Annotated in this window: 21 protein-coding genes; 9 read left to right on the forward strand and 12 right to left on the reverse strand. The window is 69.5% G+C overall.

The genetic code is table 11. The features are described from left to right. Window positions 1-72: 72 nt before the first annotated feature. From POL72_RS03760 to POL72_RS03770, 3 genes are all read right to left on the reverse strand, one after another. Window positions 73-1,614 (reverse strand): NCS1 family nucleobase:cation symporter-1, encoded by a 1,542-nt coding sequence (locus tag POL72_RS03760; RefSeq protein ID WP_272093618.1) that lies wholly within the window; start codon window positions 1,612-1,614, stop codon window positions 73-75. Window positions 1,615-1,694: 80 nt separating this feature from the next. Continuing rightward, window positions 1,695-2,621 (reverse strand): PAS domain S-box protein, encoded by a 927-nt coding sequence (locus tag POL72_RS03765; protein WP_272093619.1) that lies wholly within the window; start codon window positions 2,619-2,621, stop codon window positions 1,695-1,697. Window positions 2,622-2,937: 316 nt separating this feature from the next. Beyond that, window positions 2,938-3,429, reverse strand: a complete 492-nt coding sequence (locus tag POL72_RS03770) for a hypothetical protein (protein WP_272093620.1) — start codon at window positions 3,427-3,429, stop codon at window positions 2,938-2,940. 151 nt (window positions 3,430-3,580) lie between these two features. Between POL72_RS03770 and POL72_RS03775 the strand changes: the two genes are divergently transcribed. Next, a complete protein-coding gene (locus POL72_RS03775) occupies window positions 3,581-4,375 on the forward strand; it encodes a hypothetical protein (protein ID WP_272093621.1) in 795 nt (264 codons plus the stop codon). A gap of 46 nt (window positions 4,376-4,421) precedes the next feature. Here the strand turns inward: POL72_RS03775 and POL72_RS03780 are convergent, their stop codons facing one another. The 4 genes from POL72_RS03780 to POL72_RS03795 form a co-directional block, all read right to left on the reverse strand. Continuing rightward, complete coding sequence (locus tag POL72_RS03780; RefSeq protein WP_272093622.1) at window positions 4,422-5,405, reverse strand: aldo/keto reductase; 984 nt, start codon at window positions 5,403-5,405, stop codon at window positions 4,422-4,424. A 340-nt stretch (window positions 5,406-5,745) separates the two neighbouring features. Beyond that, window positions 5,746-6,099 carry a YciI family protein gene (locus tag POL72_RS03785; RefSeq protein ID WP_272093623.1) on the reverse strand — a complete coding sequence of 118 codons (354 nt, stop codon included), beginning with the start codon at window positions 6,097-6,099 and terminating at the stop codon, window positions 5,746-5,748. Window positions 6,100-6,202: 103 nt separating this feature from the next. Next, complete coding sequence (locus POL72_RS03790; protein WP_272093624.1) at window positions 6,203-6,625, reverse strand: DoxX family protein; 423 nt, start codon at window positions 6,623-6,625, stop codon at window positions 6,203-6,205. A gap of 140 nt (window positions 6,626-6,765) precedes the next feature. Beyond that, the gene (locus POL72_RS03795) at window positions 6,766-7,758 is read right to left on the reverse strand and encodes a sigma-70 family RNA polymerase sigma factor (RefSeq protein WP_272093625.1); all 993 of its coding nucleotides are present in this window, start codon (window positions 7,756-7,758) and stop codon (window positions 6,766-6,768) included. Window positions 7,759-8,000: 242 nt separating this feature from the next. Between POL72_RS03795 and POL72_RS03800 the strand changes: the two genes are divergently transcribed. Then, the gene (locus tag POL72_RS03800; protein ID WP_272093626.1) at window positions 8,001-8,549 is read left to right on the forward strand and encodes an EF-hand domain-containing protein; all 549 of its coding nucleotides are present in this window, start codon (window positions 8,001-8,003) and stop codon (window positions 8,547-8,549) included. Between the two features lie 43 nt (window positions 8,550-8,592). Here POL72_RS03800 and POL72_RS03805 read toward each other — a convergent pair whose 3' ends face one another. Further along, window positions 8,593-8,988 carry a hypothetical protein gene (locus tag POL72_RS03805; RefSeq protein WP_272093627.1) on the reverse strand — a complete coding sequence of 132 codons (396 nt, stop codon included), beginning with the start codon at window positions 8,986-8,988 and terminating at the stop codon, window positions 8,593-8,595. A gap of 297 nt (window positions 8,989-9,285) precedes the next feature. Here POL72_RS03805 and POL72_RS03810 point away from each other — a divergent pair, with 297 nt between their 5' ends. Then, window positions 9,286-9,825, forward strand: a complete 540-nt coding sequence (locus POL72_RS03810) for an EF-hand domain-containing protein (RefSeq protein WP_272093628.1) — start codon at window positions 9,286-9,288, stop codon at window positions 9,823-9,825. 10 nt (window positions 9,826-9,835) lie between these two features. On the opposite strand, the gene POL72_RS03815 is transcribed toward POL72_RS03810, so the two are convergent. Next, entirely contained in the window at window positions 9,836-10,411 is a 576-nt protein-coding gene (locus tag POL72_RS03815; protein WP_272093629.1) for a hypothetical protein, read from the reverse strand. 379 nt (window positions 10,412-10,790) lie between these two features. Here POL72_RS03815 and POL72_RS03820 point away from each other — a divergent pair, with 379 nt between their 5' ends. After that, complete coding sequence (locus POL72_RS03820) at window positions 10,791-11,585, forward strand: hypothetical protein (protein ID WP_272093630.1); 795 nt, start codon at window positions 10,791-10,793, stop codon at window positions 11,583-11,585. Window positions 11,586-11,664: 79 nt separating this feature from the next. Here the strand turns inward: POL72_RS03820 and POL72_RS03825 are convergent, their stop codons facing one another. The 3 genes from POL72_RS03825 to POL72_RS03835 form a co-directional block, all read right to left on the reverse strand. Then, complete coding sequence (locus POL72_RS03825) at window positions 11,665-12,519, reverse strand: hypothetical protein (RefSeq protein WP_272093631.1); 855 nt, start codon at window positions 12,517-12,519, stop codon at window positions 11,665-11,667. 345 nt (window positions 12,520-12,864) lie between these two features. After that, window positions 12,865-13,371: a hypothetical protein gene (locus tag POL72_RS03830; protein WP_272093632.1), complete on the reverse strand. Its 507-nt coding sequence runs from the start codon at window positions 13,369-13,371 to the stop codon at window positions 12,865-12,867. Window positions 13,372-13,384: 13 nt separating this feature from the next. Beyond that, window positions 13,385-13,537, reverse strand: a complete 153-nt coding sequence (locus tag POL72_RS03835) for a hypothetical protein (protein WP_272093633.1) — start codon at window positions 13,535-13,537, stop codon at window positions 13,385-13,387. Between the two features lie 150 nt (window positions 13,538-13,687). Between POL72_RS03835 and POL72_RS03840 the strand changes: the two genes are divergently transcribed. The 5 genes from POL72_RS03840 (at window position 13,688) to POL72_RS03855 (ending at window position 17,185) form a co-directional block, all read left to right on the forward strand. Further along, a complete protein-coding gene (locus POL72_RS03840) occupies window positions 13,688-14,089 on the forward strand; it encodes a hypothetical protein (RefSeq protein WP_272093634.1) in 402 nt (133 codons plus the stop codon). Window positions 14,090-14,183: 94 nt separating this feature from the next. Continuing rightward, window positions 14,184-14,387, forward strand: a complete 204-nt coding sequence (locus tag POL72_RS51550) for an HNH endonuclease (RefSeq protein WP_373372184.1) — start codon at window positions 14,184-14,186, stop codon at window positions 14,385-14,387. A gap of 524 nt (window positions 14,388-14,911) precedes the next feature. Continuing rightward, the gene (locus tag POL72_RS03845) at window positions 14,912-15,520 is read left to right on the forward strand and encodes a YdeI/OmpD-associated family protein (RefSeq protein WP_272093635.1); all 609 of its coding nucleotides are present in this window, start codon (window positions 14,912-14,914) and stop codon (window positions 15,518-15,520) included. Between the two features lie 29 nt (window positions 15,521-15,549). Then, complete coding sequence (locus POL72_RS03850; protein WP_272093636.1) at window positions 15,550-15,903, forward strand: VOC family protein; 354 nt, start codon at window positions 15,550-15,552, stop codon at window positions 15,901-15,903. Window positions 15,904-16,042: 139 nt separating this feature from the next. Then, window positions 16,043-17,185, forward strand: a complete 1,143-nt coding sequence (locus POL72_RS03855) for a penicillin-binding transpeptidase domain-containing protein (protein WP_272093637.1) — start codon at window positions 16,043-16,045, stop codon at window positions 17,183-17,185. Window positions 17,186-17,279: the final 94 nt, after the last annotated feature.

A 17,279-nucleotide genomic window follows, 5' to 3' on the forward strand; every position in this document is an offset into this window, starting at 1 on the left:
TCGCGGCTGACCGCGCTGATGCTGAGTTGAATGGGCGGCGGGGTCGCGCGCCTCGCCGCGAGGCGATGAAGATCAGGCCGCGGCGAGCTTGGCCGGGCGGCGAATCAGCGAGAGGGCGACGTAGACGACGAACGAGATGGCGAAGCCCGAGAACCAGGCGTAGCTATAGAGATCCATCCATGCGCTGGAGACCGTCGCGACCTTGATGGTGCCGAAGAAGCCAGGCAAGTTGGGCAGGATGCCGAGGACGAGGGCGACGATCGCGATGGGGTTCCACCCGCCCGCGTACCAGTAGATCCCCCCCCGCTTGTAGAGCTGGGCGAGATCGAGGTTGGTCCTGCGGACGACGTAGTACTCCGCGATCAGGATCGCGCCGAGGGGCCCGAGCAGCGCGGAGTAGCCGACGAGCCATGTGAAGATATAACCCGTCGGGTCGCTGACGAGCCGCCACGGCTGCATCAGGATCCCGATGATGCCTGTGATGAGGCCGCCGGTGCGGAAGGAGATCCGCGACGGCCAGAGGTTCGAGAAATCGTTGGCCGGGCTCACCACGTTCGCGGCGATGTTGGTCGCCAGGTTGGCGATGCAGAGGGCCGCGAGCGAGATGATCAAGACGACCGGGTTCTCGAAGCGGGTGATGACGACGACCGGATCCCAGAGGGTCTCGCCGTAGATGACGACCGTGGCGGAGGTGACGGCGACGCCGATGAACGAGAAGAACGCCATCGTGGGCGGCAGGCCGATCGCCTGCCCGATGACCTGATCGCGCTGCGAATGCGCGTAGCGAGTGAAGTCCGGGATGTTGAGGGCCAGGGTGGCCCAGAAGCCGACCATCGCCGTGAGCGCCGGGAAGAAGAAGACCCAGAACTGACCTTCCTTGGGCTGCCCCACCCCGAAGGACGAGGGCTTCTCGAGCATCGGGCCGAACCCGCCGGCGCGGCTATAGGCCCAGAGGAGCAGCGCCATGCCGAGGCCGATCAGGAGAGGCGCCTTGACGTTCAGCAGGATCCGGATCGACTCGATGCCCATGCGAATGATCCAGATGTTGATGCCCCAGAAGAACAGGAAGCAGACGAGCTGCGGGACGTTGATCCCCAGCGGCGTCGGCGGCATCTGCTCTATCGACGGGACGAAGACGGCCACGATCTTGTAGATGGCCCACCCGCCGAGCCACGTCCCGATCCCGAACCAGCCGCAGGCCACGAGGGCGCGCAGCACCGCGGGCACGTTCGCGCCTCGGACGCCGAACGCGCTCCGGCAATAGACGGGGAAAGGGATACCGTACTTCGTGCCCGCGTGCGCGTTGAGGATCATGGGCACGAGCACGATGACGTTGCCGAGGAGGATCGTGAGGACGGCCTGCCCCCAGCTCATCCCCTCGGAGATCAGCCCCGAGGCGAGCATGTACGTCGGCGTGCAGGCGCACATGGAGACCCAGAGCGCAGCGATGTCCTTCATCCCCCATTTGCGCTGGTCCGAGCGCACGGGCGCGATGTCTTCGTTGATGTAGCGCGAGTCGATGTCCCCTCCTAACCCCTGAAAGCCCTCGCCGGCTTTCGCACCGTGAGCAGCCGAATGCACGTCGGGTTGATCAGTCGTTTGCGTGTGCGCCATCGTCGATGAGGCTACACGATCGGACGTGAGACTGGATAGTGGGCAGGCGCGCCCTCTCCGGCGCACGCCGAGGCTCGGAGCTAGCTGCCCTGGAGGGCCGGAGGTCGAGAGGCGGTGAGCCCGCGCCGCAGGGCGAACGCGATACCCTCTTTCAGGGTCCGAAGCGTCACGACGCCGCCCACGCCGACGCCCTGCGCGACCAGCGTCTGCGCGATCCGCGGCTGGATGCCGGTGAGCACCACCTGGGAGCCGAGGAGGTTCACGGCCTTGGCCAGCCGGATGAGCGAGTCGGCCACCTGGGAGTCGATGACCCCCACGCCGGTGATGTCGAGGACCACCGTCCTGGCGCTGTGCGTGACGACCCCGTTGAGCACGGTCTCGAGCGTCGCCGCGGCGCGGTCGCTGTCGAGGAAGCCGATCAGCGGCACCGCGATGACCTGATCCGCCACCGGCATCAGCGGGGTCGACAGCTCGCGGACCATCTGCTCGAGCCGCTTCGTCTTGTCCGCCACGCGCGCCTCGAGCTCGGCGTTGAGGCGCCTCACCTCGTCCTCCGCGTGCCGTCGCTCGGTGACGTCGACGCCGATCGCCTGGAACTCGGCGAGCGGCCCCCCCTCGCCGAGCGGGGCGCGGTTGGTCCAGTGCAACCAGCGGATCGAGCCGTTCGGGAGGATGACGCGGTGCTCGGTGTGGACGATCGGGTTCTCGGGGCCGAGCTTCGCGAACTGCCGAGCGAGGTGCGGCCCGTCCTCGTCGGGGACCATCGGCATGAAGCGGTGGCCGACCAGCTCCTCCCGCGTCTTCTCGAAGTACCGGCAGTAGATGTCGTTGACGAAGGTCAGCGTGCCATCCATCCGAAAGCGGCAGATGAGCTCCGTCTGGTCCTCGACGATGCCCCGGTAACGCGCCTCGCTCTCCCGCAGCGCGTCCTCGACGCGCTGCTTCTCGGCGAGCTCCCGCTCGAGCTCGGCGTTGCGCCAGCGGAGCATCTCCAGTTCCGCTCGCATCGTAGCGACAACATCCGCTTCGCCGTCGTTCATGATCCGGTGATTCCTTGGCGCGCCGTGTGGACAGTTACGTCCGTCCTAGCTATCTTACCAGAGGACGATAGCGCCGGGTCAACTTCGAGCGTGCCGGAGGCGCGTGCAGCGCATCCCACAGCGCATGCGTTGTCATTCCATCGACGCACCGGAGCGCACCAGAGCAGGCCTGCACGAGCATCCGTCTCTTCGTCTCATCAAGAGAGCATGTCAGGCGCATCGCGCGCGGATCTGCTCCAGCTCCGCTGCTGACGGGCGTCGACGCGAGAGGGCCGGCCGCCCGCTACTGTGCCCGCCGGAGCGTGGCGACGCCCTTCCAGGGCGGCGTCTGTGCGTGAACGATGAGCTCTTCCTGGCCCGAGAACTCGCACAGCGCCTCGTAGGCGACCCCCGCCTCGTCATAGGAGACGATCTTGAACCGATCCCACGCGGGGTCGCGGATCTCGTAGGCGCGGTCCACGTGGAGGCCGGGTGAGTCGGCGAGGATGCGCTTCCCATCGAAGCGGACGACCAAGTGCGCGTACTGGAACTCGAGCATCGACGCGAGCATCGGCTCGAGCGGGACCTCGGGCTCGAACCGGACGAGCCTGAAGCTGCCGCGCAAGCGCGCGTCGATCGACGAGATCGCGGCGCCTGCGTCGGGCCCCCGGGAAGCGCTCGAGCCGCAGCCTGCCGCCTGCGCGGCGAGGACGGCGGCGCAGGCGGCGAAGAGGAAGCGGGGTGCGCGGGGCGCGCGGGACGGACGCAGGGAGAGACGGCTCGCCGGGGGCGACATGGGGCGGAGCTTAGGGCGAGCGGACGGACAGCGCAAAGCGGCACGGGAGCGTGCGGCCGTAGACGAGAGAGCGAAACACCTTCCTGCCGCGCCCGCTTCCGCTCACGCTTCCACCTCGAGCGCCGCGGTCGCGCTCGCGGGAGGGGGGAGCATGACAGACGTCCTGAGAGGCACCGATTTCGTCGCAGGCCTTCCAGAGCACGCGTGCGCGGCGCGCGAGGAGGCCATCCTGGAAGCGGTGCAGGCCGGCTACCTGGCGCCGATCTCGTGGGTCCCTGTGTACAGCCAGCTCGACGATCGCCGCGCGACGTTCCTCGTGAGCGCCGACGCGCTCCGCATCGGCGACGCGGAGGACTCCGTCCGCGTGAATGCCTCCGCGCGGACGACCCAGCGAATCGCGGATCTGCTCGAGTGCGCGTTGCTGACGACGCACCTCTGCGACCTCGTGTGGGAGCAGGCCAGCGTGCGGATCCCGCCGTGCATCGGCGCCCCGGATGCCACGATGGCCAGCACCTCCCGCATGCTGGAGCATCACCGCCGCGTCGAGGAGCACGTCGCGGGGCGCACCGGGCTCATCGAGAACGTGGGCAAGCACTGGGTACTCACCAACCGCCTCGCGGATCGCCCCGACCGGGCCGCCAACTACGGCTGGTTCGACCCGGGCGCGGCCCACAGGTACGGCCAGCACACCCTGTGGCAACCCCTCGGGCTCGCGCACGATCCGGATCACGTGGACTACTCGCAGGTCGTCCGCCTCGTGCGGCGACGGTGCACGGTCGACGACACGGAGCGCGACCTCCTCGAGGTGATGACCGATCCGGCGCTCGCCGGACTGCTCTCGTCCGAGGGCCCCCTGCATGTCTTCCGGCTGCCCGGGGTGCCCGAAGAGGCGAGGGTCGCCGCGCGCCCGAAAGACAGGGCTGACCCCGCGCCCGAAGACACATGATGCCGCGCGCCGGATCGGCGTGCGCGCGGTCCTCAGGCCGCGTCGCTCACTGGTTCACGAGCTGCATGCCCGGCTCCGGGTAGCGGAGGCCGACGGCCGCGCCCTTCGGCACCACCGCGTCGAGGCGCCGCAGATCGCCCTCGGTGAGCTCGAGCGCCTCCGCGGCGACGTTCTCCTCGAGGTAGGTGCGACGCTTCGTGCCGGGGATCGGGACGATGAAGTCCCCCTGCGCGAGCACCCAGGCGAGCGCGAGCTGCGACGCCTTCACGCCCTTCTCCCGCGCGATGCCCTCGACCTTCGCGACGAGATCCAGGTTCCGCTGGAAGTTCTCGCCCTGGAACCGCGGCGAGATGCGGCGGTAGTCGTCCGGCGCGAGATCCTCGAAGCGCCGGATCTGCCCCGTGAGGAAGCCGCGGCCGAGGGGGCTGTACGCGAGGAAGCCAATGCCTAGCTCGCGGCACGTGGCGAGCACGTCGTCCTCGGGATCGCGCGTCCAGAGCGAGTACTCCGTCTGCACCGACGCGAGCGGGTGCACGGCGTGGGCGCGCCGGAGCGTCGACGAGCTCGCCTCCGAGAGGCCGATTGCACGCACCTTGCCGGCCTTCACGAGGTCCGCCATCGCGCCGACGCTGTCCTCGATAGGCGTCTTCGGATCCACGCGGTGCAGCTGGTAGAGATCGATCACATCGACGCGCAGGCGCCGCAGGCTCGCGTCGCACGCCGAGCGGATGTACGCCGGCGCGCCGTTGATGCCGCGGACCGTGACGTCGTTCGGGTCGCGGACGATGCCGCACTTGGTCGCGAGGACGACGCGATCGCGCCGGCCCGCGATGGCCCGGCCGACGAGCTCCTCGTTCGTGAAGGGACCATACATGTCCGCGGTGTCGAGCAGCGTGACGCCGAGCTCGATGGCGCGGTGGATCGTGGCGATCGACTCGGCCTCGTCGCGCTCGCCGTAGAAATCGCTCATGCCCATGCAGCCGAGGCCGAGGGCGGAGACCTGCAGAGTTCCGAGCTTGCGAGTGTGCATGGTTGGGCTCCTTGGCGCCACGGAGAGGCCGCGGCGGCGGACGCCAACGTAAAAGTTAGCGCACGCACTAAGTCAAGGGCGGTTCGACCTCTCGAGCGACCGGTTGGAGGGTGCTGGCACCCTCCCAGGAGAGATGAAACTCTGGCCGGAGGCTGTCGACACCTTCCCGGGAAAGACGAAACTCTGGCCGGAAGCTGTCGGCACCTTCCCGGGAAAGATGAAGCTCTGGCCGGAGGCTGTCGACACCCTCCCGGGAGAGATGAAACTCAAACCGGAGGCTTCAAACAGCCGTCACGCTGTACAATTCAGACGACAGCGCAACGGCGCACGGCTGGCGCGCTCAGGAGGGCGGAGGCCCGTCCATCAGCGGCAGCACCTCGCAGTAGCCCTCCCCCGCGACATGGAGGAAGCGCTTCGCCCCCGCGATCGCCTCCTCCTTCGAGGCCGCCCGGATCAGCGCGTAGCCGACCATCGGATCCTTCATGTCCGGGAGCGCCCCGTCGCTCACGGTGAGCTCGGCGCCTGCTCTCCGGACGCGCGCGCCCATCGCGGTGGGGAGGAGCGCGTCGGTGCCGAGGAGCACGCCCTCCCGCGTCATCTCCTCGACGAGCTTCCCCATCTGCGCCATGTGCTCCGGATCGGGTGCGCAGAGCTCCTGGCTTTTGTCAGGTCGATACAGCATCAAGAATCGCATCGTCGTCTCTCCTTGGGTGCTCGCCCGGCACGGCGGGCGTTCCTCGATCGGACCGCGCGAGCCGCTCCGACTCCTCGATCGCGCGGCGGTTTCTCGACCCCAGCTACTTCCGGAGCGGAAACAGCGCGCGCAGCCGCTCGTCGCGCAGGAGCAGCCCGCCCCAGATCATCGCGGCGACGTACACAGGGAACAGGACGTGGCTGAACAGCGGGTTGTCGACGCGCACATGCGTGGCGATGGCGCCGCCCAGGAAGCCCGTCAGCAGGACCGCGCCGAGCACGGAGGTGCGCGGGATCACGTACGTGACGACGCTCGCCAGCAGGACGAGCCCGATGCCGCGGACGGAGCTCACGGGATATCCGAGCTGCTCGGACCCCTCCAGCACCTGGGGCACCATCATCAGCTTCCCGATGCTGTCGAAGAGCAGGAACGCCACCGAGAGGCCGCTAAGGACACGCCCGGCCCAGACCTTCTTGTTCGACACCACCACCGGCTCCACGTGCTTCTCCGACATCAAGGCGCTCATCTCCATCGTCTCCTCCGGGTCGTTCTGGACAGATCGGTCCGCCCACCCCGGGGTCACGGTGGCGCGGCGCGGCCGATTCGATCCCTAGGACCGCGCGACGGCGCCCGATTCATCGGTCGTCCGAAAGATTTTTTTCGGAGCTACGCCTCGGGCCGGAGGGGCAGGCCGAAGAGCGGGAAGAGCCGCTCGGCGTCGAGGAACGAGCACACCCCGACGATCTCCCCGGCGGACAGCTCGATGACCTGGATCGCCCACGGGACGAAGGCGCCGCCAGGGCCGCTCGGCCGGTACTGCCCCAGCGCGAAGGATCCGTTCGCCGCCACCGGCAGGAGCCGCGAGCCTCTGCACCCCTCGCCCACCTTGAGGAGCCAGGCGTGCACCGAAGGACGCCCCCGGAGCCACAGCCGGTAGGGCGGCATCGACCAGGTCGCGTCCTCCCGGAGCAGCGAGACCAGCGCATCGACGTCCTGCCGCTCGAAGGCCGCGACGTAGCGGCCGAGCAGGGACCGCTGCGCCTCGTTCATCGGCTCATGGAGGTCGGTCTTCTCGTCCTGGCCCATCGTCGCCCGGGCGCGCTGCAGCGCGCTGTTGACCGAGGCGACGGTCATCCCGAGCAGCTCCGCGATCTCGGCGGCCTCCCAGGACAGGACCTCCTTCAGCAGCAGCGCCGCGCGCTGCCGGGGCGGGAGCCGCTGGAGCGCCGCCACGAACGCGAGCCGGATCGTCTGCCGCGACGAGACCAGCTCCGCCGGGTCGCAGGACGCCGCCAGCACCCGACCGTCGGGGATCGGCAGCACCCACGTCGCCTCCACCAGCGTGTCGAGGACCGGGTTCTCGGCCGAGCCCGCCGGGCCGAGATCCATCGGTCGAGCCCGCCTCGACCGGCCCCGCAGCATGTCGAGGCACACGTTGGTGGCGATGCGGTACAGCCACGATCGCATCGCCGCGCTGCCCTCGAGCTGATCGAAGCTGCGCCACGCCCGCACCATCGTCTCCTGCACGGCGTCGTCCGCGTCGAACGCGGAGCCGAGCATCCGGTAACAGTGTCCGGTCAGCTCCTGCCGGTGCTGCTCCAGACGCAACGCCATCTCGCTGGGAGGCGGGCTGGCTGCGGGGATCGAGGAGATATCCATCGCGGTAGGTTACCTCGTGGGACGCCTCGTCCCTTGAGCCTTCGCGACCCCTGCCCTCCGTCCGCGCGGCAGGCGCCTTGGCGAGCCCAGCCGGCACGAGGCCCACCGCGAGCGCGCCGGGGGTCCGCCTCGTCACCGCTCACAAAAGATCGAGGGGCGCGGAGGGAGGGCGGCTTGGGGAGGGTCCCAGGAACAAAAGCCGGCACGCAGACGCTGTCCGGTGCACCAAGGAGCACAACCCAATGACCCTCGCTCTCTTCTCCAACGAGACCCACAGCGCGATCCGTCGCTTCGCACTCGGCAGCTTTCTCGCGGCGGCCGTCCTTGCTGGCGGCGGAGCGGCCTACGCGGCGGACGGCGCGGGCGGCACGGGAGGCAAGCCGGCGCCGCACCAGAGCCAGAGCAAGAACGCCCACCGCGAGCACGGCCAGAAGGACCCAGCCCGCCTCATCAAGCGCTTCGATAAGAACGGCGACGGCAAGCTGACCGTCGCAGAGCTCCCCGAGAAGATGCAGAAGCAGCTCGGCCAGGCCGACACGAACAAGGACGGCACCCTGTCGGCCGAGGAGCTCAAGGCGAACGCCGAGCAGCAGGTGAAGGAGCGGCAATCGAAGCAGAGCGCGCGCTTCGCCCAGAACGACAAGAACGGCGACGGCTTCCTCACCAGGGACGAGGTGGGGGAAAAGCGCTGGGAGCAGATGAAAGCGGCGGACGCGAACCGCGACGGCAAGCTCAGCCCCGATGAGCTGCGCGCGGCGCACCCCGCGCATAAGGCGCCGGCAGCGCGGTAGATCCCAGGCGAGCGCGAGACGTGGAGAGGCGCGGTCCGCCCGCTCAGGAGCCGAGCGGCGCGCCGCAGCGATTGCAATCCTTCGATCGGTACGAGTGCTTCGCCTCGCAGTTCAGGCAGTGCTTCGGCAGGAAGTAGAGGAGCGCCAGCCCGATGCAGGTGGCCAGCCCCACGATGCCCCACGCGCCGCTCCGGCCGCGCATCTTCGCGTAAACCACGAGGGCGAGGATGAACAGGACGACGCCGAGGAGCGAGAGGGGAGCGCTGTCCATCGCGCGACCCGCCGATTGCAGGAGGAACCCCGGCACCCCGAAGAGGAAGCTCAATCTGCTGAAGCGACTCAGCTTCTTCTGGATCTCGAGGCGCCGCTCCGGGCTGATCGGCTCGACGGCCGCGGCGTGAGGCTCGGTGGATGCGGTCGGAGGTGCATAAGGGTTCATGCGTTCATCCTTCTCGGCGCGCGTTCCGGCGCGGTCTCGCCGGGCGCCGCGCGGTGAGGATCCCACGTTATGCGCCTTCCCGACGCGGAATAGCAGGATTTGCACAGGATACCTGCGGGCAAAGGCGTCCTCGACCTCGAACCGGGGCACCCCGCCGTGACCCCCGAGGCGCCGGGGGTCGCGCCCGCGCCCGCTGAAAAAAGATCGAGGGGCGCGTAGGGAGGGCGGCCCGGGGCGCGTCCCAGGAACAGAAGCCGGCAAGAACAGGCTGGCCCTTGCACCAAGGAGCACGACCCAATGACCCTCGCCCTCTTCTCCAACAAGACCCACAGCGCGATCCGTCGCTTCGTCCTCGGCACCTTCCTTGCAACGGCCGTCCTTGCCGGCGGCGGGGCGGCCTACGCGGCGAACGGCACGGGGGACAAGCCGGCGCCGCACCAGGGCCAGGGCAAGGATGCCCGCCGCCAGCACGGCCCGAAGGACCCGGCCCGCCTCATCAAGCGCTTCGATAAGAATGGCGACGGCAAGCTGACCGTCGCGGAGCTCCCCGAGAAGGCGCAGAGGCGGCTCGGCAAGGCGGACACGAACAAGGACGGCAACCTGTCGGCCGAGGAGCTCAAGGCGCACGCCGAGCAGCGCATGAAGGACCGGCAGGCGAAGCAGAAGGCGCGCTTCGCCAAGAAGGACAAGAACGGCGACGGCTTCCTCACCAGGGACGAGGTGGGCGAGAAGCGCTGGGAGCGGGTGAAGGCGGCGGACGCGAACCGCGACGGCAAGCTGAGCCCCGATGAGCTGCGCGCGGCGCGCGGCGCCCGCAAGGCCCCGGCAGCGCGGTAGAGCAGCGAGGTCAGCGCCGCGGCGCCGTCGCCTCGCCGGACGCCGTCTCCTCGGCGGGCGCTGTCTCCTCGCCAGCGCCCGCCGCCGCCGTGGCGGCGCGCTTCCTCGGACGCTTCGGGAAGAGCGGGAGCTGCCGCTCCAGCACCTGGCTCCGCCAGGCGAGCAGGGTCTGCGCGCGCCGGCGCGCCGTCTCCTTCCCAATGCCCGCGGTGAAGCGGAAGATGCGCCGCGCGAGCGCCTCCCGCGTTGGCGCCGAGGGCTCGAAGAGATCCGGCGCGACCTCCTTCACGACCTCGCAGGCGAAGATCGCGCGCCGCAGGTGCGTCCGCTCGTCGGCAGAGCCGGACGAGGTGGCGAGCAGCTCGCGTGCCGCGGGCGTGATCGAGGCGCCGTCGTCGCCGAGCCAGCCGAGGACGCGGGCAGCGGCGAGCGCATAGCCGACGTGCCGCAAGGAGATGCCCGTCTGCTCGGAGATCCGCTCCTTCTCGGTCACCCCGCCCGAGAGCGCCTCCAGCACGCGCCGCACGTTCGCGAGGTTGTCGGCCTGGGGGATCTCGGCGCTGTGCAACAGGCGGGTCGTCGGCATGGGCGGCAAGGAACCCCCGGCCCCCGGCCGGGAGACGACACCATAGCGCGCCAAGGCACGGCGTGGGTCTCGAAGACGCCCGCCGGGCTGGGCGCGTCGCCGCCGCTCTTCTCCAGCGCGCACGCTGCGCCGGCGGGCCGTGGGCGCCTGGTCCCTGTGCCAGAGCTGTCTGCGCCTGGCACACATGGCGCAGCGCGCCAGCGGGCGCGCTCGGGAAAGCGCCCGGATCGCGCGGAGCGGCGATGGAACGGTTGCTGCCAAGTCTGCCAGGGCCGACGCTGACGTCGAGTCCGCCACGGCCCTCCGGGACATCGCGCCTGAAGGTAAAGCGCTCCGGTCTTCCCCCCTACAGCTCTCTCGCGTGTTCCAGGTGCTCCCCATGAGAATGAGGTCCTTTCTTCGCGCATTGACCCGCTGGCAAGCAACTCCCGTGTTCACCCTCGCGCTGCTGTGTCTCCACTGCAGCTCGAGCGTCGAGGCGGACTCGATGGGCGGCGGCGCCGCCGGCGAGGGCGGCAGCGGTAGTTCCACCGGCGAGGGGAGCGTCGGCAGCGCCTCGACGGGCGAGGGCGGCGGCAGCAGCTCCAATGGAGCGGGCGCTGGCGGCTCCACGGGGGAAGGCGGCAGCTCCACGGGGGAAGGTGGCGGCGGAGGCTCCACGGGGGCGGGCGGTGGCGGCGGGTGCCGCCTGCCGGACAACCCCGCGGTGTTCGAGATCGGGACCGGCGAGACCTGCTTCGAGAGCATCGAGGGGGGCGCCACGCTGCCGGTGACGGCCGGGCCCCAGGGGGGATATCACCTCTGGTTCGCCGTCGGCTGCACCGACTGCGGGGAGAGGGTGCGTGTTCGGTACAGCGTCAAGGACCCTGCGACCGGGGACCTGTTCCCGCCGGGCGTGCCGCAGGAGGGGATGATCGAGCTCGTCCCCGGGGAGTTCCCGCACGCGTACGGGCTCATTGCGTTCCTCCCCGGAAGAGTGTGGGATCCGGCCGCCGCGCTCAAGGAGGGGACCCACGTGCTCCTCGCGGCGGAGGCGCGCAACGACGACGGTTCGGCGAAGCACACGGCGCAGGTGGAGGTCGTCCTCGGCGCCACCGTGGCCTGGGGGCCGCCGTGCAGCGACGATCCGGCGACCTGCGGCGCCCCCGGCGGGGCGCCGTGCTGCACCGACTGAGCGATGCAGCGCGGAGCCCATGTTCGGTGCGCCCGGCGCGGGTTCTCCCGACTTGCGCGCCGGGCGGCGGCGGCGTGGATCAGAAGACGACGCCGCCGGGCGAGCAATACTGGTCGAGGAGGGGCGAAGGCGTCGCCGACACGTTGGCGTCGTCCACGTAGTACACGGCCGGCCCGCCGATCGTGTAGATATAGACCTCGTTGTTGAAGGACGTGCCGCAGGTCTGGAGGTACTCCCACTTTCCGGTCTGGGTCGAGGTCCTCGTGTTATAACCCGTCCCGCCGCTGCCGAGCCCTATTGTCACCTGCCCGGTCACTGTATAGACCCAGACGCTGAACCGCAGGTAGGGGTTGTTCGGCGGCGGGCTGGCAGATGTCCAGTACTGCTGGGCGATGCCGCCGTTGGTCGTCGTCGCGGACACGAGGAGGCTGCGCCTGTTGGCCGTGTGCACGACGTCGGTCTTGAGCCATGTCGCGATGGCGCCGTAGTTCAGATCATTGCTCGTGGCAGGCCAGGAGTCCGCCGCGGTGCCCCAGCCGGCGAACCATGACGCATTGGCGCTACCATGATCGATGAAGCCCGACGGGATGCCGGCCTGCGCGTTCTCGAAGCCGGGGTTATAAAGCAAGTTGACGATCGGGAGCTGGAGGAGGACGAGGGACTGCGCGCTGCCGGAGCTGACCGCGATCTCTGCGCCAGACTTCCCGACGGGGCTCATCGTCTCCTGGGCGAGGGCGTCCGGGGCCGGCGCGGTGTTCTGCGCGCCGATGCCTTCGGACGGCTGCACCTCCGCCGGGGCGCGGGCTGCCTCGGGGAAAGCGGCGACCTCCTCGACGTCCATGGGCCCCTCGTCGTAAAGTTCGGAGTCCGAGACGCAACCGACGAGGGCGACGGGGACAACGAGGCTGCTGAGGATGAATGCGGTAGATTTCATGACGGGTTCTCTCCGGTCGGGGATCGATTGTTCGACTGACGATCCTTCCTCCTGAGCACGCTGAGCACGCAGCGTGCCGGTCCGGCGGGCGCGGATTTCCGGCGATCTCGAGGGGGCGCTCGTGGAGCGAGCGCCGGTACGGGAGCACGGCGACAGTCTTGCTAAAATGCTGGGCGCCTCTATGGAGGCTGTGGCCTGGAGGCCAAGACCTTCAGGCGCGGAGGCGTGCCCCTCCAGGGCGCCGCGCCGATGGTGCTGCCTGCACGCGAGCGCCGCGTGCTGTGCGCGAGCGCCGGGTGGATGGAGGACGCGCTGCGGTGGAGCGTGCCGTGCCGCCGCCGGGCGTCAGGCCGGCGGGAGCAGGGCGAGCAGCGCTCTGGCGGCAACCTTCTTGTCGAGGACAAGCACGCTCCGGATCAGTCTTGCGCTCCCCGTGAGCTTCTCACCCAGCGACTCGCCGGCGATCTCGAGCCGGCAGGCCAGGAGGCGCTGGGGGTAGCGGGAGAGGAGCGCGTCGCAGTCGCGATAGAAGCGGGTGCTGCCGTCGCTCGCGAGGAAGAGGATGCGCGACGCGCGTGCGTTCTGCGGGCTCTCCGGGGCCCTCCTGGCCGCGGCGTCCAGCCCCTTCTGCTCGCCGGCGAGCTTCTCGGCGATGAGCTCGAGGCCGTGGCAGGCGTGCTCGGCCGCGAGCGCGCCGCGGAGCTCCGCGGCCAGCGCGTCGGTCATCGGGAGCGTCGCCACCTGGTTTCGGCCGCTCTCCCACAAGAGACCCGCGTGCTTGGTGAGGAGATCGGACACCGCGTCATGGCGCGGATCGGCGACGAGATCTTTCGGCAGCTTGAGCACAGGCACCTCTGTGCGCACCCTACCAGACCCGGAGCGCGGCGACGACCGCGGCGGCGGCGAGCCTCCCGCACGCGGATCCGTCGGACCAGGCCGTCCCTTCCGTGGGCTCGCGCGCCCGGCATTCCGGAGCTTCCAGCGGGAACCCTAGCCGCGCGGGGATCTCCGTCGCCATCACGGGCTCAGTGTTGGGCCGACGATGATACCGATCATGGCACGGCAGAGGGGAACGGCCGGCTGCGCCTCGCGCTGCGCCTTGTACCGCCGGGCTTGCTGGCCTCGACGGCCCATCGTAAACTAGGATATGGCCGTTCAAGCCGTTACCGTGAACCTGCCCGAGCCGCTGTACGAGCGCCTGGCTCGCCGCGCGCAGAAAACGCAACGAACCGTCGAGGCCGAGCTCGTCGATGCGGTGGCAACCTCCCTCCCTGACGAACCCGACGAGCTGGCGGTCGACATGGCGGAGGCCATCGCCGCGCTGCACCTGCTAGGCGACGAGGATCTCTGGCGGGCCGCCAGGCAGAGCCTCGCCCCGGAGAAGGCAGCAGAACTAGAGGATCTGCACATCAAGCGCCAGAGCGAAGGGCTCTCCGCGTCGGACATCGAGGAGCTCGCGACGCTCATGAAGGAGTACACGCGGATCATGCTGGTTCGTTCCCGATCTGCCGCGCTGCTCAAGCAGCGAGGTCATGACGTCTCGGGGCTTCACCAAGGACATGAGCCGTAGCTACATCGGGAGGGCGCTGCGTGAGCAGGTCGCCAGTGAGGCGCGCCATCGCTGCGGCTATTGCCTGACATCAGCGCGTATAATCGGCACGCCGATGGAGATCGACCACATTATCCCTGAGTCGCTGGGCGGACCTACTGCCAGGGAAAACCTCTGGCTCGCATGCTCGATGTGCAACGATCACAAAGGCAATCGAATCGCTGCTCCCGACCCGCACACCGGGAAGTCGTGCGTCTCTTCGACCCACGACAACAGGTCTGGCTGGTTCATTTCGGCTGGAACACGGAGGGATCTCTGATCATCGGCAAGACGCCAACTGGCCGTGCTACGATCGCTGCGGTTCGCCTGAACCGCGCCGAGCTCGTGAAAGCCCGGCGAGGCTGGGTCATCGCGGGTTGGCATCCGCCCGAGGATTGAGCCATGAGGCCGCCCAACGAAATTGCGCTAAAACGCTATTTCGTTAGGCATCACATGGGCAGGGAGGATTCACATGTCTTCTACTGACACTCCCAAGTATTGGTTTCCCGCCAAGCACCACGGTTGGGGGTGGGGCCTGCCCTCTACATGGCAAGGCTGGGTCGTCCTCCTTATCTATTTCGTATTGGTCCTTGGTGGCATTCCTCTCGTTCACGCCACAAGGGGGACGGTTGTCTACTTCATTCACGTACTCGTCCTCACGGCGGCGCTCATCGCCATCTGCTGGCTCACGGGTGAACCTCCCCGCTGGCGGTGGGGAGGCGATGATGCCTGAACCGTCGCGGTGGATCCGGCGCGCCGGCCCCCTGGCTCCTTGATCGATAGGCTTCAACCGGGATCGTTTTCATGGCACCGATCATTCCCAATCCAGACAAGATAAAGAGCTTCCCCACCGAGGCGGCCTTCGAAGCCTGGCTGGCCGCGAACCACGCCCGCGAGACCGAGCTGTGGCTGAAGATTCACAAGAAGGACTCGGGCGTGCCGACGGTGACCTACGCGCAGGCGCTGGACGTGGCCCTGTGCTGGGGGTGGATCGACGGCATCCGGAAGTCCTTCGACGAGATCTCGTTTCTGCAGCGGTACACCCCTCGTAAGGCGAGGAGCGTCTGGAGCCAGATCAACAGGGATCACATCGCTCGGCTCACGACGGCCGGCCGCATGACCCCGCACGGCCAGCGGCACGTCGACGCCGCAAAGGCGGATGGCCGCTGGGAGGCCGCCTATGCCCCCATCCGCAGCGCGACCGAAGACACCCTTCCTGCGGACCTGCGCGCGGCCATCGAGGCGAACCCACGGGCGCGCAAGACGTTCCAGACCCTCGGACGCCAGAACCTCTTCGCGCTGGCGTTTCGCATGAACAACGTGAAGACGCCCGCCGGGCGCGCGAAGAAGATCGAGACGCTGGTGGCGATGCTGGCGCGCGGTGAGACCATCGTGCCGGAAGGGCGGCGCTGACCTCGGTCGGCGCGCGCGGCTCCCCTCCGATGAGCGTGCAACGTGTTGCCTACCTGGTCCTCCGATGCGCGGACCTCGAGCGCTCGCGGCGGTTCTACGAGGGCCTTGGCCTGCGATTGTCCCCGGAACAGCACGGCAGCGGAGCAAAGCACTACTCGTGCGATGTGGGAGGAATGATCCTCGAGCTCTATCCGCTCTCGGACAGGCCGACCTCCGGTCTCCGCCTGGGGCTCGTCGTCTCCGACCTCGCGCGGGTCCTGGAGTCGCTCAGAGCATCGGGCGCCGTCGTCGGCGCCGTCCGCGCCGTGGGCTCCGAAGGCAGCTCGCCCGTGACAGTCATCGATCCCGACGGCCATTGGATCGCCCTGGAACAAGAACGCTGAGCCGCTCCAGGGCAAAGCAGAGGAGCGAGCGCAGCACCTCATGAGCCGCTCCCGCCCGTCCTCCGCGGGCGACGAGGCACCTGTCGCGAACAGCGCGCGGAACTTGGCCCTCCCGCGCGCCGCCTGGCATCTCCGCGCGGTGCGATCGCGTCTCTTCCTCGCGCTCGCCGCCGCGATCGCCGTCGGGATCGCGCCGGCGACGGCATCTCCGGCGCCGCCGGGCGTCCGAAAGCTCCACGTAGAGGCCGGGGCGGTCCACGCCACGGTCGGCGCGTCGGGCAAGCAGGTGCGCCTCACGCTCGATCCCGAGCTTCAGCGCGCCGCCGAGCGCCTCCTCGCCCGCTCCGGCGCCCCGGAGGGCGCCATCGTCGCCTCCGACGTCCGCACCGGCCGCATCCTCGTGTGGGCGAGCCGCGGAGACCGGGACTACGTTGCCACCCCGCTCGCCCCCAGCGCGAGCCTCTTCAAGATCGTCACCGCGGCGGCGCTGCTCGAGGGCCGCAAGGTGAACATCGCCACGCCCGTCTGCTACACGGGCGGGATGAGCGCGATCACCGCGGCCGATCTGGAAGGCCGCGGCGCCACCTGCACCGTCTTCGGCGAGGCGCTCGGCCGCAGCATCAACGGCGTGTTCGCCCGCCTCGCAGGCCGGCACCTCACGGCCGACGACCTGCGCAACAAGGCGCGCGACCTCGGCTTCGACGGCGAGGTCCCCATCGACATCCCCGTCGCGCCGAGCACCGCCAACATCCCCGCCGGCGGGCTCGGTTTCGCCCGCGCCGCCGCGGGCTTCTGGAGCGGGCGGCTCAGCCCGCTCGGCGCCCTGTTCGCGATGCAGACGATCGCCAACGACGGCGAGCGCGTCCGCCTCTCGCTGCTCGCGCCGCCGGGCGCGCAGGACCGCGAGGACGCGGACGCCGTCACGCCGCGGAGCACCGACGGCCGCGGCCTCCGGACCGACGTCGCGCGCACCCTCCGATCGATGCTCGAGATCACGACGCGGCGGGGCACCTGCGCCAAGGCGTTCCGCAAGCCCGACGGCACCCGCGCCCTCGGCACCATGCCCGTCGCCGCCAAGACCGGCACGCTCGTCGGCGGCAGCCCGTCGCGGATGTTCTCGTGGTTCGCCTCGTTCGCGCCCTCGGATCGCCCCGAGATCGCGGTCTCCGTGATGCTGGCCAACGACATCGCGTGGCGCACCAAGGCGAACCTCGTGGGACGCGAGCTGCTCGAGATCTACTTCGGCCGGAGACGGCCGGGGCCCGTGGCGCGGCGGCGCTGACGGCCCTGACGGCCATCGACGCCGCGCACACGACGCGCCCGTGGCGCATCGCCTTCACCGATCACACGCGCAGCTGCTTCCGTGACGGCGCCCG

The sequence above is a fragment of the Sorangium aterium genome (assembly GCF_028368935.1).
GTDB lineage: Bacteria > Myxococcota_A > Polyangia > Polyangiales > Polyangiaceae > Sorangium > Sorangium atrum.